20 protein-coding genes and 2 pseudogenes are annotated in these 13,512 nt (G+C 66.7%); 12 read left to right on the top strand and 10 right to left on the bottom strand.

The window, feature by feature from the left end; translation table 11 throughout:
* Positions 1 to 114: 114 nt before the first annotated feature.
* Positions 115 to 306: pseudogene (locus tag QBL02_RS11160) on the bottom strand (hypothetical protein).
* 93 nt (positions 307 to 399) lie between these two features.
* Here QBL02_RS11160 and QBL02_RS11155 point away from each other — a divergent pair.
* Positions 400 to 684, top strand: coding sequence for a metal-sensitive transcriptional regulator (locus QBL02_RS11155; RefSeq protein WP_282726508.1), 285 nt, complete (start codon positions 400 to 402; stop codon positions 682 to 684).
* Positions 685 to 722: 38 nt separating this feature from the next.
* On the opposite strand, the gene QBL02_RS11150 is transcribed toward QBL02_RS11155, so the two are convergent.
* Positions 723 to 1,316, bottom strand: a complete 594-nt coding sequence (locus tag QBL02_RS11150; RefSeq protein ID WP_282726507.1) for an ABATE domain-containing protein — start codon at positions 1,314 to 1,316, stop codon at positions 723 to 725.
* Positions 1,317 to 1,412: 96 nt separating this feature from the next.
* Between QBL02_RS11150 and QBL02_RS11145 the strand changes: the two genes are divergently transcribed.
* The 3 genes from QBL02_RS11145 to QBL02_RS11135 are packed head-to-tail and all read left to right on the top strand — an operon-like array spanning position 1,413 to position 3,603.
* Positions 1,413 to 2,480: an LLM class flavin-dependent oxidoreductase gene (locus QBL02_RS11145; RefSeq protein ID WP_282726506.1), complete on the top strand. Its 1,068-nt coding sequence runs from the start codon at positions 1,413 to 1,415 to the stop codon at positions 2,478 to 2,480.
* Positions 2,481 to 2,530: 50 nt separating this feature from the next.
* Positions 2,531 to 3,160, top strand: coding sequence for a cysteine hydrolase family protein (locus tag QBL02_RS11140; protein WP_282726505.1), 630 nt, complete (start codon positions 2,531 to 2,533; stop codon positions 3,158 to 3,160).
* A 17-nt stretch (positions 3,161 to 3,177) separates the two neighbouring features.
* The gene (locus tag QBL02_RS11135; protein WP_282726504.1) at positions 3,178 to 3,603 is read left to right on the top strand and encodes an OsmC family protein; all 426 of its coding nucleotides are present in this window, start codon (positions 3,178 to 3,180) and stop codon (positions 3,601 to 3,603) included.
* Between the two features lie 138 nt (positions 3,604 to 3,741).
* Here the strand turns inward: QBL02_RS11135 and QBL02_RS11130 are convergent, their stop codons facing one another.
* Positions 3,742 to 4,149, bottom strand: a complete 408-nt coding sequence (locus QBL02_RS11130; RefSeq protein WP_282726503.1) for a nuclear transport factor 2 family protein — start codon at positions 4,147 to 4,149, stop codon at positions 3,742 to 3,744.
* Between the two features lie 98 nt (positions 4,150 to 4,247).
* Here QBL02_RS11130 and QBL02_RS11125 point away from each other — a divergent pair, with 98 nt between their 5' ends.
* Positions 4,248 to 4,640 (top strand): helix-turn-helix domain-containing protein, encoded by a 393-nt coding sequence (locus QBL02_RS11125; protein WP_282726502.1) that lies wholly within the window; start codon positions 4,248 to 4,250, stop codon positions 4,638 to 4,640.
* 35 nt (positions 4,641 to 4,675) lie between these two features.
* Here the strand turns inward: QBL02_RS11125 and QBL02_RS11120 are convergent, their stop codons facing one another.
* A complete protein-coding gene (locus tag QBL02_RS11120) occupies positions 4,676 to 4,906 on the bottom strand; it encodes a hypothetical protein (RefSeq protein WP_282726501.1) in 231 nt (76 codons plus the stop codon).
* 169 nt (positions 4,907 to 5,075) lie between these two features.
* Here QBL02_RS11120 and QBL02_RS11115 point away from each other — a divergent pair, with 169 nt between their 5' ends.
* Positions 5,076 to 5,444, top strand: a complete 369-nt coding sequence (locus QBL02_RS11115; protein WP_282726500.1) for a hypothetical protein — start codon at positions 5,076 to 5,078, stop codon at positions 5,442 to 5,444.
* Between the two features lie 231 nt (positions 5,445 to 5,675).
* Here QBL02_RS11115 and QBL02_RS11105 read toward each other — a convergent pair whose 3' ends face one another.
* From QBL02_RS11105 to QBL02_RS11080, 6 genes and pseudogenes are all read right to left on the bottom strand, one after another.
* Positions 5,676 to 5,960, bottom strand: coding sequence for a carboxymuconolactone decarboxylase family protein (locus tag QBL02_RS11105; protein WP_282726499.1), 285 nt, complete (start codon positions 5,958 to 5,960; stop codon positions 5,676 to 5,678).
* A gap of 309 nt (positions 5,961 to 6,269) precedes the next feature.
* The gene (locus QBL02_RS11100; RefSeq protein ID WP_282726498.1) at positions 6,270 to 6,842 is read right to left on the bottom strand and encodes a class I SAM-dependent methyltransferase; all 573 of its coding nucleotides are present in this window, start codon (positions 6,840 to 6,842) and stop codon (positions 6,270 to 6,272) included.
* A 43-nt stretch (positions 6,843 to 6,885) separates the two neighbouring features.
* A pseudogene (trxA, locus tag QBL02_RS11095) lies at positions 6,886 to 7,266 on the bottom strand (thioredoxin); the annotation flags it as partial.
* A 33-nt stretch (positions 7,267 to 7,299) separates the two neighbouring features.
* A complete protein-coding gene (locus tag QBL02_RS11090) occupies positions 7,300 to 7,854 on the bottom strand; it encodes a TetR/AcrR family transcriptional regulator (RefSeq protein WP_282726497.1) in 555 nt (184 codons plus the stop codon).
* Positions 7,855 to 7,872: 18 nt separating this feature from the next.
* Positions 7,873 to 8,565 carry a DsbA family oxidoreductase gene (locus QBL02_RS11085; protein ID WP_282726496.1) on the bottom strand — a complete coding sequence of 231 codons (693 nt, stop codon included), beginning with the start codon at positions 8,563 to 8,565 and terminating at the stop codon, positions 7,873 to 7,875.
* Positions 8,562 to 8,714, bottom strand: coding sequence for a hypothetical protein (locus QBL02_RS11080; RefSeq protein ID WP_282726495.1), 153 nt, complete (start codon positions 8,712 to 8,714; stop codon positions 8,562 to 8,564). The genes QBL02_RS11085 and QBL02_RS11080 overlap by 4 nt, the downstream gene beginning before the upstream one ends.
* 180 nt (positions 8,715 to 8,894) lie before the next feature.
* On the opposite strand from QBL02_RS11080, the gene QBL02_RS11075 reads away from it, so the two are divergent.
* The 6 genes from QBL02_RS11075 to QBL02_RS11050 all read left to right on the top strand — a co-directional run bounded on the left by QBL02_RS11075 (position 8,895) and on the right by QBL02_RS11050 (position 13,413).
* A complete protein-coding gene (locus QBL02_RS11075) occupies positions 8,895 to 9,737 on the top strand; it encodes an NAD(P)H-binding protein (protein WP_282726494.1) in 843 nt (280 codons plus the stop codon).
* A gap of 147 nt (positions 9,738 to 9,884) precedes the next feature.
* Positions 9,885 to 10,631 carry a thioredoxin domain-containing protein gene (locus QBL02_RS11070; RefSeq protein ID WP_282726493.1) on the top strand — a complete coding sequence of 249 codons (747 nt, stop codon included), beginning with the start codon at positions 9,885 to 9,887 and terminating at the stop codon, positions 10,629 to 10,631.
* 7 nt (positions 10,632 to 10,638) lie between these two features.
* The gene (locus tag QBL02_RS11065) at positions 10,639 to 11,508 is read left to right on the top strand and encodes a cytochrome c biogenesis CcdA family protein (protein WP_282726492.1); all 870 of its coding nucleotides are present in this window, start codon (positions 10,639 to 10,641) and stop codon (positions 11,506 to 11,508) included.
* Positions 11,505 to 12,050: a hypothetical protein gene (locus tag QBL02_RS11060; protein WP_282726491.1), complete on the top strand. Its 546-nt coding sequence runs from the start codon at positions 11,505 to 11,507 to the stop codon at positions 12,048 to 12,050. Before QBL02_RS11065 ends, QBL02_RS11060 begins: the two co-directional genes overlap by 4 nt.
* Positions 12,047 to 12,430, top strand: coding sequence for a BlaI/MecI/CopY family transcriptional regulator (locus QBL02_RS11055; protein ID WP_282726490.1), 384 nt, complete (start codon positions 12,047 to 12,049; stop codon positions 12,428 to 12,430). The genes QBL02_RS11060 and QBL02_RS11055 overlap by 4 nt, the downstream gene beginning before the upstream one ends.
* On the top strand, positions 12,427 to 13,413 hold the full coding sequence (locus QBL02_RS11050) for a M56 family metallopeptidase (protein WP_282726489.1): 987 nt from the start codon (positions 12,427 to 12,429) through the stop codon (positions 13,411 to 13,413). The genes QBL02_RS11055 and QBL02_RS11050 overlap by 4 nt, the downstream gene beginning before the upstream one ends.
* Positions 13,414 to 13,512: the final 99 nt, after the last annotated feature.

Below are 13,512 nucleotides of genomic sequence, written 5' to 3'. Positions count from 1 at the left end.
GTGCACGCACATCGATCGGTGATCGGCACATCTCCGAGCGCCTGCTCGATGTGCTGTCCGCAGCCGTCCCAGGTCGGCTTGCCGCAGCGGGAGCACGTCACGCGCTGGCACATGTCAGCCCCTCCGTCCGAACAGGCGGGCGAAGAACCCTCCGCGCCTCGCGTCGGCCGCCTCTCGCTGCGCCGCGGTGTGCGAACCGCCGCACCACTACGCAGAAGGCACCGTCTGCTTCACCTGCTGGACATGCTGGCCGCACCCGGCCCATGTCGTCTTGCCGCACACGCGGCACCTCACTGCTCGGCACATCGATGACTCCTCGTCCATATACTCCAGGGGGTATGTCCACAATACTCCCCGGGGTATGCTGGGAGTCAACTCGACGATGGAAGAAGGACAGCCATGGCAGACGCCGCCCCCTCGCCAGCCCACGACGAGGCCGCCCAGCGCAACATCATCAACCGCCTCCGGCGGGCGCAGGGACAGTTGGCGGCGGTCACTGCCGCCGTCGAGGCCGGCGCGCCCTGCCGAGACGTCGTCCAGCAGCTCGCCGCCGTGTCCAAGGCCCTCGACCGCGCGGGGTTCCTCGTGATCTCGACCGCGCTCAAGGAATGCCTGACCGAGCCGGAAAGCGAGGACGCCCCGTCCGCGGAGGAGCTGGAGAAGCTCTTCCTGTCGCTGGCCTGAGACAGCGACGCGGACGGCGTAGAGGGCTTTTCCCTCGCCTAGGCCGGAACCCCACGCTGCTCGCGCCGGCGGGCGTAGGCACGCGCGGCGCGCACCCGGTCGCCGCAGCGGTTCGAGCACCACTGCCGGCGCGCGTGGGTGCGCAGGAAGAGCTGCTGGCAGGAATCGGACTCGCAGGCGGCGATCTGCGAGGCGGCGTCGCCGGTGAGCAGCGAGGCGGCATCTTCGGCGATGATCGCCATGGCGTGCTCCACGGCCTGAGTCATGGGATGCTCCGCACTGCGGAAGAACCGCAACTCGGCATCGAAGCGCAACAGGAGCGCGCCAGGGGCGCTGCTCAGTGCGCGGTTGAGCGCCTCGACCGCCTTCGGCGCGGGGACGTCCATCGAGATCTGCGCGACGAAGAGGTCGCGCAGATCGTGCCGGAATCGGACGAGCCGGCCCTGGCAATGCTCCTGCAGCCCCGACTCCGGGGCGATCAGTCCGTGATCGACCAGCCATGCGGTGGCGGCTTCGGGCGTGGACAGCTCGTCGCGATCCCTGCCGCCGGGCGATCCGTGCACGGTGTCGACGAGGGCCAGGCTGGGGTGCTCGCGCGTGCCCGGCACAGTCGGTTGAACTGTCTGCGTCATGCCTCTCATGGTATCAGTTGCACTTTTCCGTGACACTCCTGCTAGGCTCGGTCACGCTAAAGATCGCTTTATTCCATGAGACAGGAGCTTGCCCCCATGCAGTCAGAGCCTGGTGGAGGTACCGCGCCGTTCGCCCTGTCCGTGCTCGCCGGAGGCGGCACGGGGGTCGGGACCACCGCCCAGGACGGGCTCGCGAGCACCATTGCGCTTGCCCAGACGGCCGATGCGCTCGGGTACCGCCGGTTCTGGATGTCCGAGCACCACGGCATGGGGGCAACGTCCGTGTCCTCGCCGCCGTTGATGGTCGCCCACCTCATCGCCGAGACCACCCGGATCCATCTCGGCGCGGGCGGCGTGATGCTCCCCAACCACTCCCCACTGCTGGTCGCCGAGCAGTTCGGGATGCTCGATGCTCTGGCCCCCGGGCGCATCGACCTGGGGCTCGGGCGCGCACCGGGCACCGACGGCGCGACCGCTGCCGCCCTGCGACAGGGCGCGGATCCCAACGACAGCTTCCCCCAGCAGGTGCTCGAGCTGCTCGGATTCCTCGGCGATGACTTCCCGCCCGGGCACCCGTACGGGTCCGTGCATGCGGTGCCGGGCCCGTGGCAGGCGACCCAGAACCGTGTGCCAGCCTCAGCCACCGGGCCAGAGATCTGGATGCTGGGATCCTCGCCGTACTCGGCGAAGCTCGCAGCGCAGCTGGGCCGCCCCTACGCCTTCGCCCTGCAGTTCGGCGACGCCGACATCGACACCGCGCTGCGCATCTACCGCGAGGAATTCCAGCCCTCCGAGGTGCTCGCCGCGCCGCGCACGATAGTCAGCGTGCCTGCGGCGATCAGCGAGGACCCGGATCAGGCGCGACGCCAAGCCGCGACCTCAGCCATGGCGATGCTGCGGATGTTCACGCGCAAGGGCTACCTCCTACTGCCGCCCGAAGAGGTCGAGGCCTACCCCGCCACCACCCAGGAGCGCCAGATCCTCGACGCCTACATCGGCCGCACGTTCCACGGCACCCCGGCTACCGTCGCGGAGCGCCTCGAATCCCTGCACGCACGGACGGACGTCGACGAGGTCATGCTCGTCGTCAGCGGGCACTCGGCCGAGATTGACCGACGCGGCATCGAGCTAATCGCCGACCACTACGCCCTCTCGCGCAGCTGACCACCGAACCGACCGACCACAGCACCACCTCACACACAGGAGAGAACACCATGACCGCACCCCACCGCGCCCTCGTCGTCATCGACGCCCAGCAGGAGTACTTCGAGGGACTCCTCCCGGTCCAGCACCCCGACCGCGACGCCTCGATAGCCCGCATCGATGACGCGATCCAGGCCGCCGAGCAGGCCGGCATCCCGGTCGTACTGGTGCAGCACGAGCTGCCCGCCGAGGCCCCGGTCTTCGCCGCCGGATCGCCGACCTGGCAGAACCACCCCGTGGTCGCCGCGCACGAGGCGCGCGCCTCGCACCGCGTGACCAAGCAGTCCTCGAGCGTCTTCGCCGGCACCGACCTCGAGCAGTGGCTGCGCGCGCAGGGCATCGACACCATCACCCTGGTGGGCTACATGACCAACAACTGCGTGCTCGCCTCCGCGGCAGCCGCCGAGCCGCTCGGCTTCGCCGTCGAGGTCCTCTCCGACGCGACCGGCGCGATCGACCTGGCCAACGAGGCCGGACGCGCCTCCGCCCAGCAGGTCCACGAGACCCTCATGGCACTGCTGCACTCGAACTGGGCCGCCGTCACCGACACCGCAGGATGGACGGCCGCTCTGCACGCCGGCGAGGCGCTGAGCAAGAGCGACCTGCCGACGTCCGCCGCCCAGGGCCGCAGCGCCGTCTGAACAAGGAGATATCGATCATGGCAGGACATGCACCCATTCCCGAGCTCGTCGCTCAGCGCACCGCGGCCGGCACCTACACCGTTCGCAACAGCGCCGGTGCCGAGCTGCAGATCGGCATGCCCGGTGCCGCCGGCGCGTTCTCGCCCGTCGAGCTGCTGCAGGCCGCGCTGGCCGGCTGCGCGTCCCTCTCCGCCGAGGCCCAGCTGGTGAGCCGACTCGGCGAGGACTTCGATGCGGTCACGACCGTCGGCGCGGTCTACGACGCGGAGCAGAACCGGGTGGAGAAGCTCGCCACGACGATCGCGGTGGACTCCTCGGAGCTCGATGCAGACGAGCACGACAAGCTGATCTCGAGCGCGGCACGAGTCATCGACAAGCTATGCACCGTGAAACGATCGCTGAACGCCGGCATCGAGGCGACCACCGAGCTCGTACGGCAGTAACGAGGCGACTGACCATCGATGATCGATGGTCATGCCGCCCAGGTGGTGCGAGACGGGCCCGGGACGGGTCGCGCGAAACGACAGAGCAGCCCTGCGACCATGAGGTCGCGGGGCTGCTCTGTTATCGACAGCGCGTGATCAGCCGCGGCCCCAGAAGGCGTCCTCCGCCGCGCCGTCCTCGGAGAACAGGTGCACGGCGACGATCTTGCCGTCACGGACGGTCAGCAGATCCACACCCGCCATGTCCATCGATGCGCCCGAGCGCGCGCCGGTGAAGCGGACCGGAACGGCGACGAGCTCGCCGTTGACCATCGCGGGTCCGGTGACCGCGAGCTGGAAGCTGCCCTCGCTGGCCTCCATCATCCCGCCGAGCAGCGCGCCGACGCCCTCGACGCCGACGTGGTCCCCGGAGAACTGGTTGGCCCCCGGCTGGTACCACACCACCTCAGGGCTCAGCTGGGCCATGGCGGTGGGGACGTCGCCGCCGCCCAGGGCGTCGAAGTAGGCAGCCGCGACGGCGGCGGGGGCGGTCTGGTTCTCGGTCATGGGATCTCCTTCATCGTGCGGATCGTGGATACACTGATGGTAACGATCTGTAACCTGTTACCTCAACGTAACTAGCGAGATGGGGAGGAAGGGAAGACATGGATGAGCAGCCGCCGTGGAACGTGATGGTCGCGACGTGTCCCTCGCGCACGTCGCTGGCGCGGATCGCGAACAAGTGGACCGCGATGACGGTGATCGCTCTCAGCGAGGGCCGCCTGCGGTTCGGGGAGATCCGGAAGGCCGTGGACGGGATCAGCGGGAAGGTCCTCGCCGAGACGCTGCGCGACCTCGAGCGCGACGGCATCGTCTCGCGGACCGCGTACGACCAGATGCCCCCGCGGGTGGAGTACGAGCTCACCGCGCTGGGCCGGACCCTGCAGGAGCCTCTCGCGGCGCTGGGCCGATGGGCGGAGACGCACATCGTCGAGGTCGAATCGGCACGCGCGGCCTACGACGAGAAGTCGGCGCAGGCCGATGCCGCGATGAGCTGACGCCGGGCGCTGGTCTGGATCGCAGACCGAGGGCGTCAGCGGCTCACGGAGGGCTTGCGCCTGCTGCGGAGCGCGACCACCGCGGCCGCCGAGTACAGCACGCCTGCCGCTGCGATCAGGCCCCCGGCCCACGGGCTCCGCGGGATCGTGATCGCTCCGAGCCCTACGTCCCCGAGCAGCAGCGCGAGGCCCGCGAGGGCGACCGCCACGCCGGCGATGATCTTCTCGATGCAGCGCCAGCGGAACTGCCTGTAGGCACTGGCCATGGCTGTCCCTCCGCTCCTGATCCCTGTCTCAGAGGCACGGTAACTCAGAGTCGTCAGGACAGGAGACCACCGACGTCGCTAGGCCGTAGTCGATCGAATCTCAGACCTGCGTTGATGAGTTTCACGAGTGGTCACCTGATCTGACGGCCCGCGGGGTGAAACTGGATGGATGCCAGCACGACGAGGACGCAACGAACTTCAGGGCCACGCGTTCGCGGGCTGGGTGACGGCGAGGGAGCTCTCCGCGGAGGACCTGGATCTGATCGAGGTGATCGAGGAGCGCCGACCGGGACTGGACTGGACGACTCAGAAGGCGCTGGACAAGCGCCAGGCCGCCGTCGAGGGCGACATCCTCCCGACCTGTGAGTGCGGCTGGAAGGGGCTCGCGGAGGACTGGCAGGAGCTCGATCCCGGCGACCACGACAAGCTGGTCTCGAGCGCGGCACGAGTCATCGACAAGCTGTGCACCGTGAAGCGGTCGCTGAACGCCGGCATCGAGGCGGCCACCAAGCTTGAACGGCAGCAGCTCAGCGACTGATCATCCACGATCAGCGGTCATGCCGCCACATGAGGCGCTCGACCGCGCGGGTTCCTCGTCATCTCGAGCGCGCTCAAGGAATGCCTGAGCGATCCTGATGACGATCAGGCGCTTTCGGCGGAGGAGCTGGAGAAGCTCTTCCTGCAACTGGCCTGAGATGACGAAGCGGACGGCAGGACGGAATCTCTCACGCTCCGCCCTGCCGTCCGCTTGGATGAGATCGAGCGCAGGTCACTCGTCCTCGGCGATGGCCTTCATGGCCTTCCAGCCGTGGGTAACTCCTCCTCCGGCTCGGAGGGCGGCGGCGACCATGACGGCCTCGGCGACGTCACCCTTGGACGCGCCGGCCTTGATGGCACGATTCGCGTGGTCCTCGATGCAGAACGGGCACTGGGTGGTCACTGCGACCCCGACCGCGATCAGCTCGCGGGTCGCAATTTCCTTCTTGAACACAGCATTGTCGAACCCGAAGAAGGCCGAGACCATCTCAGGCGCGGCGTCCTTGATGTCCGCCATGAACTTCGCTTCCTTGTCATGATCGTGCCTTGATTCTCTTTCTTGATTGGTTCTTTCCAAGGTGGTCAAGGTACGTCCGGCACAGGCGGGGCCGGACCTGGGGGTCATCTCACGCCCTTGGCCAGTAGTGCTCGCCCTGGAGGTGCTCCCTGCACTGAGCGACTACGGACTCTAGACAGTTCCAATTCGCCCAGGTCATGGGTGCTTTCTGTGTCTACGGCTTTTATGTCTACGGCGCGATCCCGGCGGTCTCGGCAATGAATGCCCCGAAGCTAGGCACCCTCCCTTGGGCTCTAGGCTGAGCCGAGGTCATCGATCAGCTCCAGTAGCAGTGCGCGCCCGCAGCAGGAATCCTCCGCGACGAGTGAGCGATTCGATCTCAACGAAGCCGGCGGTGTCGAACATACGAGCAAGGTCGTTAGGGGGTCCTCCCGACGGTGGGCTGAACCCACACACCACTGCTCCTCCGGGCGCTAGGACCCGCGAGACCTCCCGTAATCCCGCGACGGGGTCGGGCCAGAAGTGCAGGTTGTCGATCATCATCGCCGCGTCCTGGCTGTCATCGGGCAGCGGAAGTGTGTCTGCGGTGCTGCGGATCAGCGTCATACGTCCGGCGGCTATCGCCTCGCTGTTGCGTTGTGCGGCGTGCCGGTGCATGAGCTCAGAGGGGTCCACTCCCGTCACATGTCCTTGGGGGACGGTGTCGGCCAACAGGGCGAGCCCGACTCCGGGCCCGAAACCGATTTCGAGCACATGGAGGTCCGGGGCAGGAAGCTCCAGGCGCTTCACCGCGGCGGCCTGGAGCAGGCGTCCTGATCGAGCCATGAGCTCGGCACCAGCCTCTCCTGGCGTACCTGCTGGAAGCACGAACATCTGGTACATGTCCATCACTTTCGACCCCAGTTCGCGAGCTGGACACACGCCGTCAGGCCGTGGATGTGGTGGCCCGGGCGTGAACGTCTTTCATGTCGAGTGCCTGGACCTTGGCGATCAGGTCTTCCAGTTGGGGGCCGCGCAGGGCGCCGGGCTGGGAGAAGACGAGCACGTTTTCGCGGAACACCATCAGCGTTGGGATCGAGCTGATGCGGAACTGCGCCGCGAGCTCCTGCTCCGCGTCGGTGTCGATCTTCCCGAAGGTGATATCGGGGTGGGTCTGCGAGGCTTTCTCGAATACGGGTCCGAATGCTCGGCACGGGCCGCACCATGCAGCCCAAAAGTCGAGCAGCACGATTTCGTTGCTGGCAATGGTGGACTGCAGTGTGTCCTTGGTGATTTCCACGGTTGTCATGAGAGATTCCTTTCGATTCCTTCGTGCCTGGTTCCTGGGAGCACGCGCCGATCAGCGGCAGGTGCGCAGTCCGGCGAGAACCCAATCGCAGCGTCTGAGGTAGTCCTGCCTGGTGCAGGTCGCTTCGCGAGCGATCACGCCGCGCTCCCAGATCAGCGCATACAGATCCTGTGCGGTCACCTCTGGCCGGATGCCCCCGGCCGCTTGGGCCTGATCGAGCAGGTCGATCGCGAAGGTCCGGGCTCGATCACACAGGGCGATCAGGACCGGGGAGTCGGGTTCGACGCGCAAGAACACGTCATTGGCGGCCGGCTCTTCGAACTGCAGCAGCCATACTCGTCGCAGGTACTCCTCTAACCGGTCCACCGCGCCCATGTCCAGGGCGCTGACCGAGGTGATGATGCCGTCCACCCGCTCGGCGACGAGTTCCTCGACGACAGCGTCGATCAGCCCAGCACGACCCCCGAAACGGTGATAGATCGTCCCCTTCGCCTTCCCCGCCAGGCGTGCAACATCGTCGAGAGGGGAGGTCAGACCGTTCTCGCGGAACACCGTCAATGCCGCCTGCCGGATACTCTCGACATTGCGGCGCGCGTCAGCGCGCATCGCGCCCTCCCGGGATGTTCACGCCCGATCCCCGGCCGGGGTGCGCGCAGCGTCCCAGGCGGTCACCAGTGCCCGCACGAACGCGTCGCGGGGCTGAGCGCCGGAGAGCGCGTAGGTGCCGTCGATGAGAAAGTACGGCACACCCTGGATACCGCGCTGACGCGCCGCGTCAACGTCCGCGGTAACGTCCGCGTCAAACGCATCACCGCTCAGTGCGTCGCGTGCAGTGTTCTCATCGAGACCGGCCGCGCCCGCCAGCGTCACGAGGGTGTCGATGTCGGCGATGTTCTTCCCGTCGGTGAAATGAGCGCGGAACAACGCATCGACCATCGCCTCGCCCGCACCCTGACTAGCCGCGAAATGGGTGAGCCGATGCGCGGTGCGCGTGTTGATCGTGATCGTCTGATCGAACCGATACTCCAACCCGGCCTCCGCGCCGCGCTGCATCAACTGTCGGTGGCCGGCCTCCAACTGCTCCGCAGTGACGCCTTGCCGCTGCGACAGCAGCGCGTTCAAATCCGTGGGCGTGTCAGTAGGCAGGTCGGGCATCAGCTGATAGCTGCGGTAACGGACCTGTACCCGATCCGCGTGCTCGAACGCATCAATCGCCTCGTGCAGCACAGTGTGGCCGAGATAGCAGAACGGGCACATCACATCGCTCCACACCTCCACCACCAGCTCGCGGTCGGCCGCATCCACCGGGCCGCTCATGCGCAGTACCCGTCCAGACCACACACGCCAACCCCGTCAGCACTAAGGTCGGTGACCTGATTCAGCTCGACGTCGGGTGCAGCAGGGGCTTCTGCGGTGCTGGTCGTGACCGGCCCGGTCTGATCCTGAATCTTCATTGTTGACGACATGGTCAAGAACCATACCCGTACATGACCATGGGGTCAAGTTCTGCTCGCACCTGTCGGGGGCGTCGCGGCGGCAAGGTGGGTGGGATGGTCCAACAGGACGCGACCTGCATCACCCAATCGATGACCACCGGCTGTTAGTGCAGTTGACGTAACCGATGCATTGTGTGCACTAATAGGGGTATGACTTTCATTGTGCATGGCGCCACAGGCGCTCAAGGTTCCCCCGTTCTCACCGCTCTCCGCTCGGCCGGCCACGATGCCGCCGCCGCCGTCCGCGACGCCCAGAAGGCGACCGGACAGGCGGTCCCGATCGACAACACCTCGGTGGAGTCCCTCATCGCCGCGTACACCGGCACGGAGGGCGTGTTCATCCACCTGCCCCTGGGCAGTCCCGACGATCAGGTCACGTTCGCGCGAAACATCGCGGAAGCGGTCACCACGGCCCGCCCCGGACGAGTAGTCTTCTCCACCAGCGGATACCCCACCGCGACGCCCGACGGAACGCCGACCGCCCACGGCATCCTGCAGCAGGCTCTCGAGGCCTCGGGAGTGTCCTACGCGGTCATCGCGCCGAAGATCTTCCTCGAGAACCTTCTCCTGCCCGTCACTCTTTCACCTGCGCGGGAAGAGGGCGTCTTGCGATACCCGATCCGAGATGACTACGCGGTGTCGTGGATCTCCCACCTGGACATGGCCGATATCGCTGCCCGTCTGCTCACGGACACCACCGTCACCGGGATCGTCACCGCCGGCGCCCTTCCCGCGCTGCTCGGCCGGAACCTCGCCGAGGGCTTCGCCCGCTACCTGGATCGACCCGTCGAATTCGAGAGCCAGGACCCTGAGGCATACGGCCAGCAGATCATCCCCATCTTCGGCGCAGACGCCGGACGTCCCGTCATCGACTCCTACCACGCACGCTGGGCCATGCCCGGAGAGGTGATCGACGAGGAACGCTCCGCCCAGAAACTCCTCGGCATCCGCCCCCGCCCGGTCGAGCAATGGCTACGCGAGATCAACGCCTGAACCCGAGATAGATACGAGCGCGTCACTCGTCATCGGCCCTATTCGTGCGGCCAGGTGACAAACGGGCCCAGGAAATCGCTCTGCCATCCTCGATAGTCGACTATGTGGGATAGTAGATAGCGACGAGCCAAGGAGACGGAATCGCACATGAGGCAGAAGACGCAGGATCTGGGGTCCAAGTGCCGGTGGTCCCGGCGGTTGAACATCGTGTTGGGAGCAGTTTCGGTGTTCCTCGCGGTCGTCGTCGCTGCCCAACTCTTTCCCGGGCAGACTCCGACGACGGCCGCACCGGGTGAGTCCTCCGGCTCTGCGGCCGAACAGTCCACGGGCGGCGGCGGGGATATGGAGTTCGTGCGTCGTGATCCCGACGATCCGATGGCGATTGGCGATGTGAATGCGCCCGTAGTTCTGACGGAGTGGGTTGACATGCGCTGTCCGTTCTGTGCGCTCTACAGCCGTGACACGCTGCCGATCCTGATCGAGGAGTACGTCGACACCGGTCAAGTACGGGTTGAGTTCCATGACGTGGTGTTCTATGGCGAGCACTCCGAGAACGCCGCCATCGCGGCACGCGCTGCGGGGAAGCAGGACATGTACGTGGAGTACCTGACGACCGTCTACGCCGCCGCCCCGGAGAGCGGGCACCCGGATATGCCCCGCGACATGCTCATCGATTTCGCCGAACAAGCAGGAGTGCCCGATATGGAGCAGTTCGTCGCCGATCTCGATGATGCACAGTTGCTGCAGGACGTGCATGCCAGTACGCAGCAGGCGCAGCAGCTCGGGGTCACTGCGGTGCCGTTCTTCGTTGCAGGCAACACGGCATTATCCGGGGCGCAGCCGGTGGACGTGTTCCGGGAGTTCCTCGACCAAGCGCTAACAGGGACAGAGTGAGGGTCCGATGGACATCGGTCTGCTCGGGGCGTTTCTCGGCGGCATTCTCACCCTACTGAGCCCATGCTCGGCGATGCTTCTGCCCGCGTTCTTCTCCTATGCCTTCGCCAGCACGAAAACACTGCTGACCCGCACCGGCGTGTTCTACCTTGGACTGATTACCACACTTGTCCCGCTCGGGGTACTCGCCGGCACTCTCGGAGCCTTTGTGAACGAGCACCGCTTCACCTTCGTCACCATCGCCTCGATCATCGTGATCACCCTTGGCGTGGTCATGTTGCTGAACGTCCCCGTTCCCCTCCTCACCCGTGGTGCGGCATCCGAGGGCACCTCCGGCGCGGCGGTGTATGCGCTCGGCACCGTCTACGGACTCGCCGGTGTTTGCGCCGGCCCACTATTGGGTGCGGTGCTGACCGTCGCCGCCGTCTCCGGCAACGCCCTCACCGGCGGGTTCATCATCCTTGTCTTCGCCGCCGGGATGGCGCTGCCCTTGCTGCTGCTGTCCTTGCTGTGGGGGCGGCTCCCATTCGTGAAACGCCTCATCCGCCCGCGCGAGGTCAAGATCGGTCGCTGGCGCAACACATGGACCGGGATCATCGGCGGTGCGCTCACCATCACCGTCGGCATCCTTCTCTTGGCGACCGGCGGCACCACGACACTCAGCGGCATCCTCGGTGCATCCGACCAAGCCGCTCTCGAAGGTACCGTCCTCCAGAAAGCCGGCCACGTTCCTGACCTTCTCATCGTCGGCATCGTCCTGGCTGCCGCAGGCACCGGCTGGCTCACCGCCAGAGCCCTGCGGAAACGTTCCCGCACGAGCACGTTCTCCGCCGGAGCCGCCGCCTACAAAACACCACAGGAAGAGAACGAAAGATGACCGGCATCACCACGAATTCCATTGAGCTGGCGGTGCAAGGGCTACGTAGCTGGAGGGCCAGGCAGGTGCTCGTCGCCACCTTTGTCGCGGTGGGTTTCGGACTATTGCTGGGGGTGGTGACCGTGCTGATCCCGAATTCGTTCTTCGCCAGGGACATCCCACCGGTGTGGTGGAACTACCCGGTCTGGATCCTCACCTCCCTGTTCTCAGGGATGCTCGCAGCCACCTATGTGCGGGGGTGGGGCATCGAGGCAGGGGCGGACGAATCAATTGACGGTCGCAGTGATGCGGCGGACCGACGGACAGGCCGGTTCGGTGTCGCCGGCGGCCTGCTTGCATGGTTCGCGGTCGGGTGCCCGGTGTGCAACAAGCTCGCTCTGCTGGCGCTGGGATACTCCGGCGCGATCACCTGGTTCGCCCCCGTGCAACCCTTCCTGGCCATTGGGGCGCTCGTGCTGACCACCGTCGCACTGGTGTGGAGGCTGCGGGGGCAGGTCTCCTGCCCCCTTCCCACCACCCGTGAGAAGGAGATGGCCCGATGAACACTGCGCTGGGAGACGAACCGCCCCGTCTGGGAGCCTTGGAGGCGCAGGTGATGGATACGCTCTGGGATCACGGACCCAGCACGATCCGAGGCGTCATCGATCATCTGCCCAGCGACCCCGCCTACACGACCATCGCCACGGTGCTGACCAACCTGGACCGCAAGCACCTGGTGGCCTCCCGGAAGGAGGGCCACTCGACACTATACGAGGCCCGCGCCTCGCGGGAGGAGCACGTGGCGTCGGTGATGAACCATGCGCTCGATACCAGCAAGGACCGCGCGGCATCGATCCTGCGCTTCATGGACAATATCCCAGAAACCGACCTTGCGCTGCTGCGCGACTACCTGCAGCGCCGCGACGACGGACCTCAGGCATGAGCGCCCCGACCCTGGCTGTGTCGCTCATCATCGGCCTGGGACTCTCAGCGATCGCCGGCCCCTGGGTACTCCGGCACGCCGCTCCTGCGTTGATGCGCCTGCCACGGCTCGCCATTGCTCTGCTCACCGGCAGCATCCTCGCCTGGGTGTTGGCGTTGCTCGCACTCGGCCCGATGCTCGCCTGGGTGATCTCCGGCCCCGCAGTCCTGCCAGGAGGCGCCGCGGAAGTCTGCCAGCAATGCCTGACCGCTGCGAACCCGTTCACATCCAGCCCGAGCATCGAAACCGTCGTCCCCGTCGTCGTGCTGCTAGCGCTCCCCACCGTCGGCGCGGCATTCCACGCCATTTCGATCATCCTCGAAACACAGCGGCGACGGCGACGCACCCTCCGCACCGCACGCAGGCTCCATGCCCACAGCGAACCCCGCTCGCTCCACGGCTACTCAGTGCTCGTCGCCGACGACCCGCACCCGTTTGCGCTCACCTTGCCCGAACGGCACGGCGGCATCGTAATCTCCACCGGCGCGATCGACCTGCTCGCACCGGACGAACTCGCCGCAGTCCTCGCCCACGAGCACGCCCACCTGCGCCAGCATCATCACCTCCTCACCGACATCCTGGCCAGCCTGACCCGCCGACTGCGCTGGATCCCACTGATCGCCGCCGCCGAAGATGCGCTCGGCCATTACCTCGAGATCGCCGCCGACGACACCGCACGACGACACGTCGGAACACCCGCGCTCGCCAGTGCGCTGCTCACGCTCGGACGCGCCGGGCATCCTCACCACCACGACGGCGCGGCGCTCGACGGCGCACTGCATGCACTCGGCCCCGACCGCATCCGGCACCTCGTCCAACCCGGTACCGGCATGGCCGGCGTGATCTCCACCACCGTCAGTGCCGGCTGTCTGACCGCGCTCACCTTCCTCGCTGCCAGCGTGCACGTAGCTTATGCCATCGCCGCCCTCACTGGATGCAACTGACCCGGTAGCCGGTGATGACGGGACGGCCCATCTCCTCCGGCACGTCGCCCAGGAGTCGAACCAGGAATACCCGCTCAGCGCTTTCAACGGTGAGGACGC

The organism is Leucobacter sp. UT-8R-CII-1-4 (genome assembly GCF_030010235.1).
In the GTDB taxonomy this organism is placed as follows: domain Bacteria; phylum Actinomycetota; class Actinomycetes; order Actinomycetales; family Microbacteriaceae; genus Leucobacter.
The sequence above is the reverse complement of the archived record's forward strand: the minus strand, read 5'-3'. Positions and strand labels throughout refer to the sequence as shown.

Bases quoted from the DNA above. Each gene is read 5' to 3' on its own strand.
- QBL02_RS11135 (WP_282726504.1), top strand. From the start codon at position 3,178: ATGGCAGGACATGCACCCATTCCCGAGCTCGTCGCTCAGCGCACCGCG.
- QBL02_RS11075 (WP_282726494.1), top strand. From the start codon at position 8,895: ATGACTTTCATTGTGCATGGCGCCACAGGCGCTCAAGGTTCCCCCGTT.
- QBL02_RS11090 (WP_282726497.1), bottom strand. From the start codon at position 7,854: ATGCGCGCTGACGCGCGCCGCAATGTCGAGAGTATCCGGCAGGCGGCA.
- QBL02_RS11080 (WP_282726495.1), bottom strand. From the start codon at position 8,714: ATGTCGTCAACAATGAAGATTCAGGATCAGACCGGGCCGGTCACGACC.
- QBL02_RS11100 (WP_282726498.1), bottom strand. From the start codon at position 6,842: ATGTACCAGATGTTCGTGCTTCCAGCAGGTACGCCAGGAGAGGCTGGT.
- QBL02_RS11140 (WP_282726505.1), top strand. From the start codon at position 2,531: ATGACCGCACCCCACCGCGCCCTCGTCGTCATCGACGCCCAGCAGGAG.
- QBL02_RS11155 (WP_282726508.1), top strand. From the start codon at position 400: ATGGCAGACGCCGCCCCCTCGCCAGCCCACGACGAGGCCGCCCAGCGC.
- QBL02_RS11060 (WP_282726491.1), top strand. From the start codon at position 11,505: ATGACCGGCATCACCACGAATTCCATTGAGCTGGCGGTGCAAGGGCTA.
- QBL02_RS11115 (WP_282726500.1), top strand. From the start codon at position 5,076: ATGCCAGCACGACGAGGACGCAACGAACTTCAGGGCCACGCGTTCGCG.
- QBL02_RS11120 (WP_282726501.1), bottom strand. From the start codon at position 4,906: ATGGCCAGTGCCTACAGGCAGTTCCGCTGGCGCTGCATCGAGAAGATC.
- QBL02_RS11125 (WP_282726502.1), top strand. From the start codon at position 4,248: ATGGATGAGCAGCCGCCGTGGAACGTGATGGTCGCGACGTGTCCCTCG.
- QBL02_RS11130 (WP_282726503.1), bottom strand. From the start codon at position 4,149: ATGACCGAGAACCAGACCGCCCCCGCCGCCGTCGCGGCTGCCTACTTC.
- QBL02_RS11065 (WP_282726492.1), top strand. From the start codon at position 10,639: ATGGACATCGGTCTGCTCGGGGCGTTTCTCGGCGGCATTCTCACCCTA.
- QBL02_RS11145 (WP_282726506.1), top strand. From the start codon at position 1,413: ATGCAGTCAGAGCCTGGTGGAGGTACCGCGCCGTTCGCCCTGTCCGTG.
- QBL02_RS11070 (WP_282726493.1), top strand. From the start codon at position 9,885: ATGAGGCAGAAGACGCAGGATCTGGGGTCCAAGTGCCGGTGGTCCCGG.
- QBL02_RS11105 (WP_282726499.1), bottom strand. From the start codon at position 5,960: ATGGCGGACATCAAGGACGCCGCGCCTGAGATGGTCTCGGCCTTCTTC.
- QBL02_RS11085 (WP_282726496.1), bottom strand. From the start codon at position 8,565: ATGAGCGGCCCGGTGGATGCGGCCGACCGCGAGCTGGTGGTGGAGGTG.
- QBL02_RS11150 (WP_282726507.1), bottom strand. From the start codon at position 1,316: ATGACGCAGACAGTTCAACCGACTGTGCCGGGCACGCGCGAGCACCCC.
- QBL02_RS11050 (WP_282726489.1), top strand. From the start codon at position 12,427: ATGAGCGCCCCGACCCTGGCTGTGTCGCTCATCATCGGCCTGGGACTC.
- QBL02_RS11055 (WP_282726490.1), top strand. From the start codon at position 12,047: ATGAACACTGCGCTGGGAGACGAACCGCCCCGTCTGGGAGCCTTGGAG.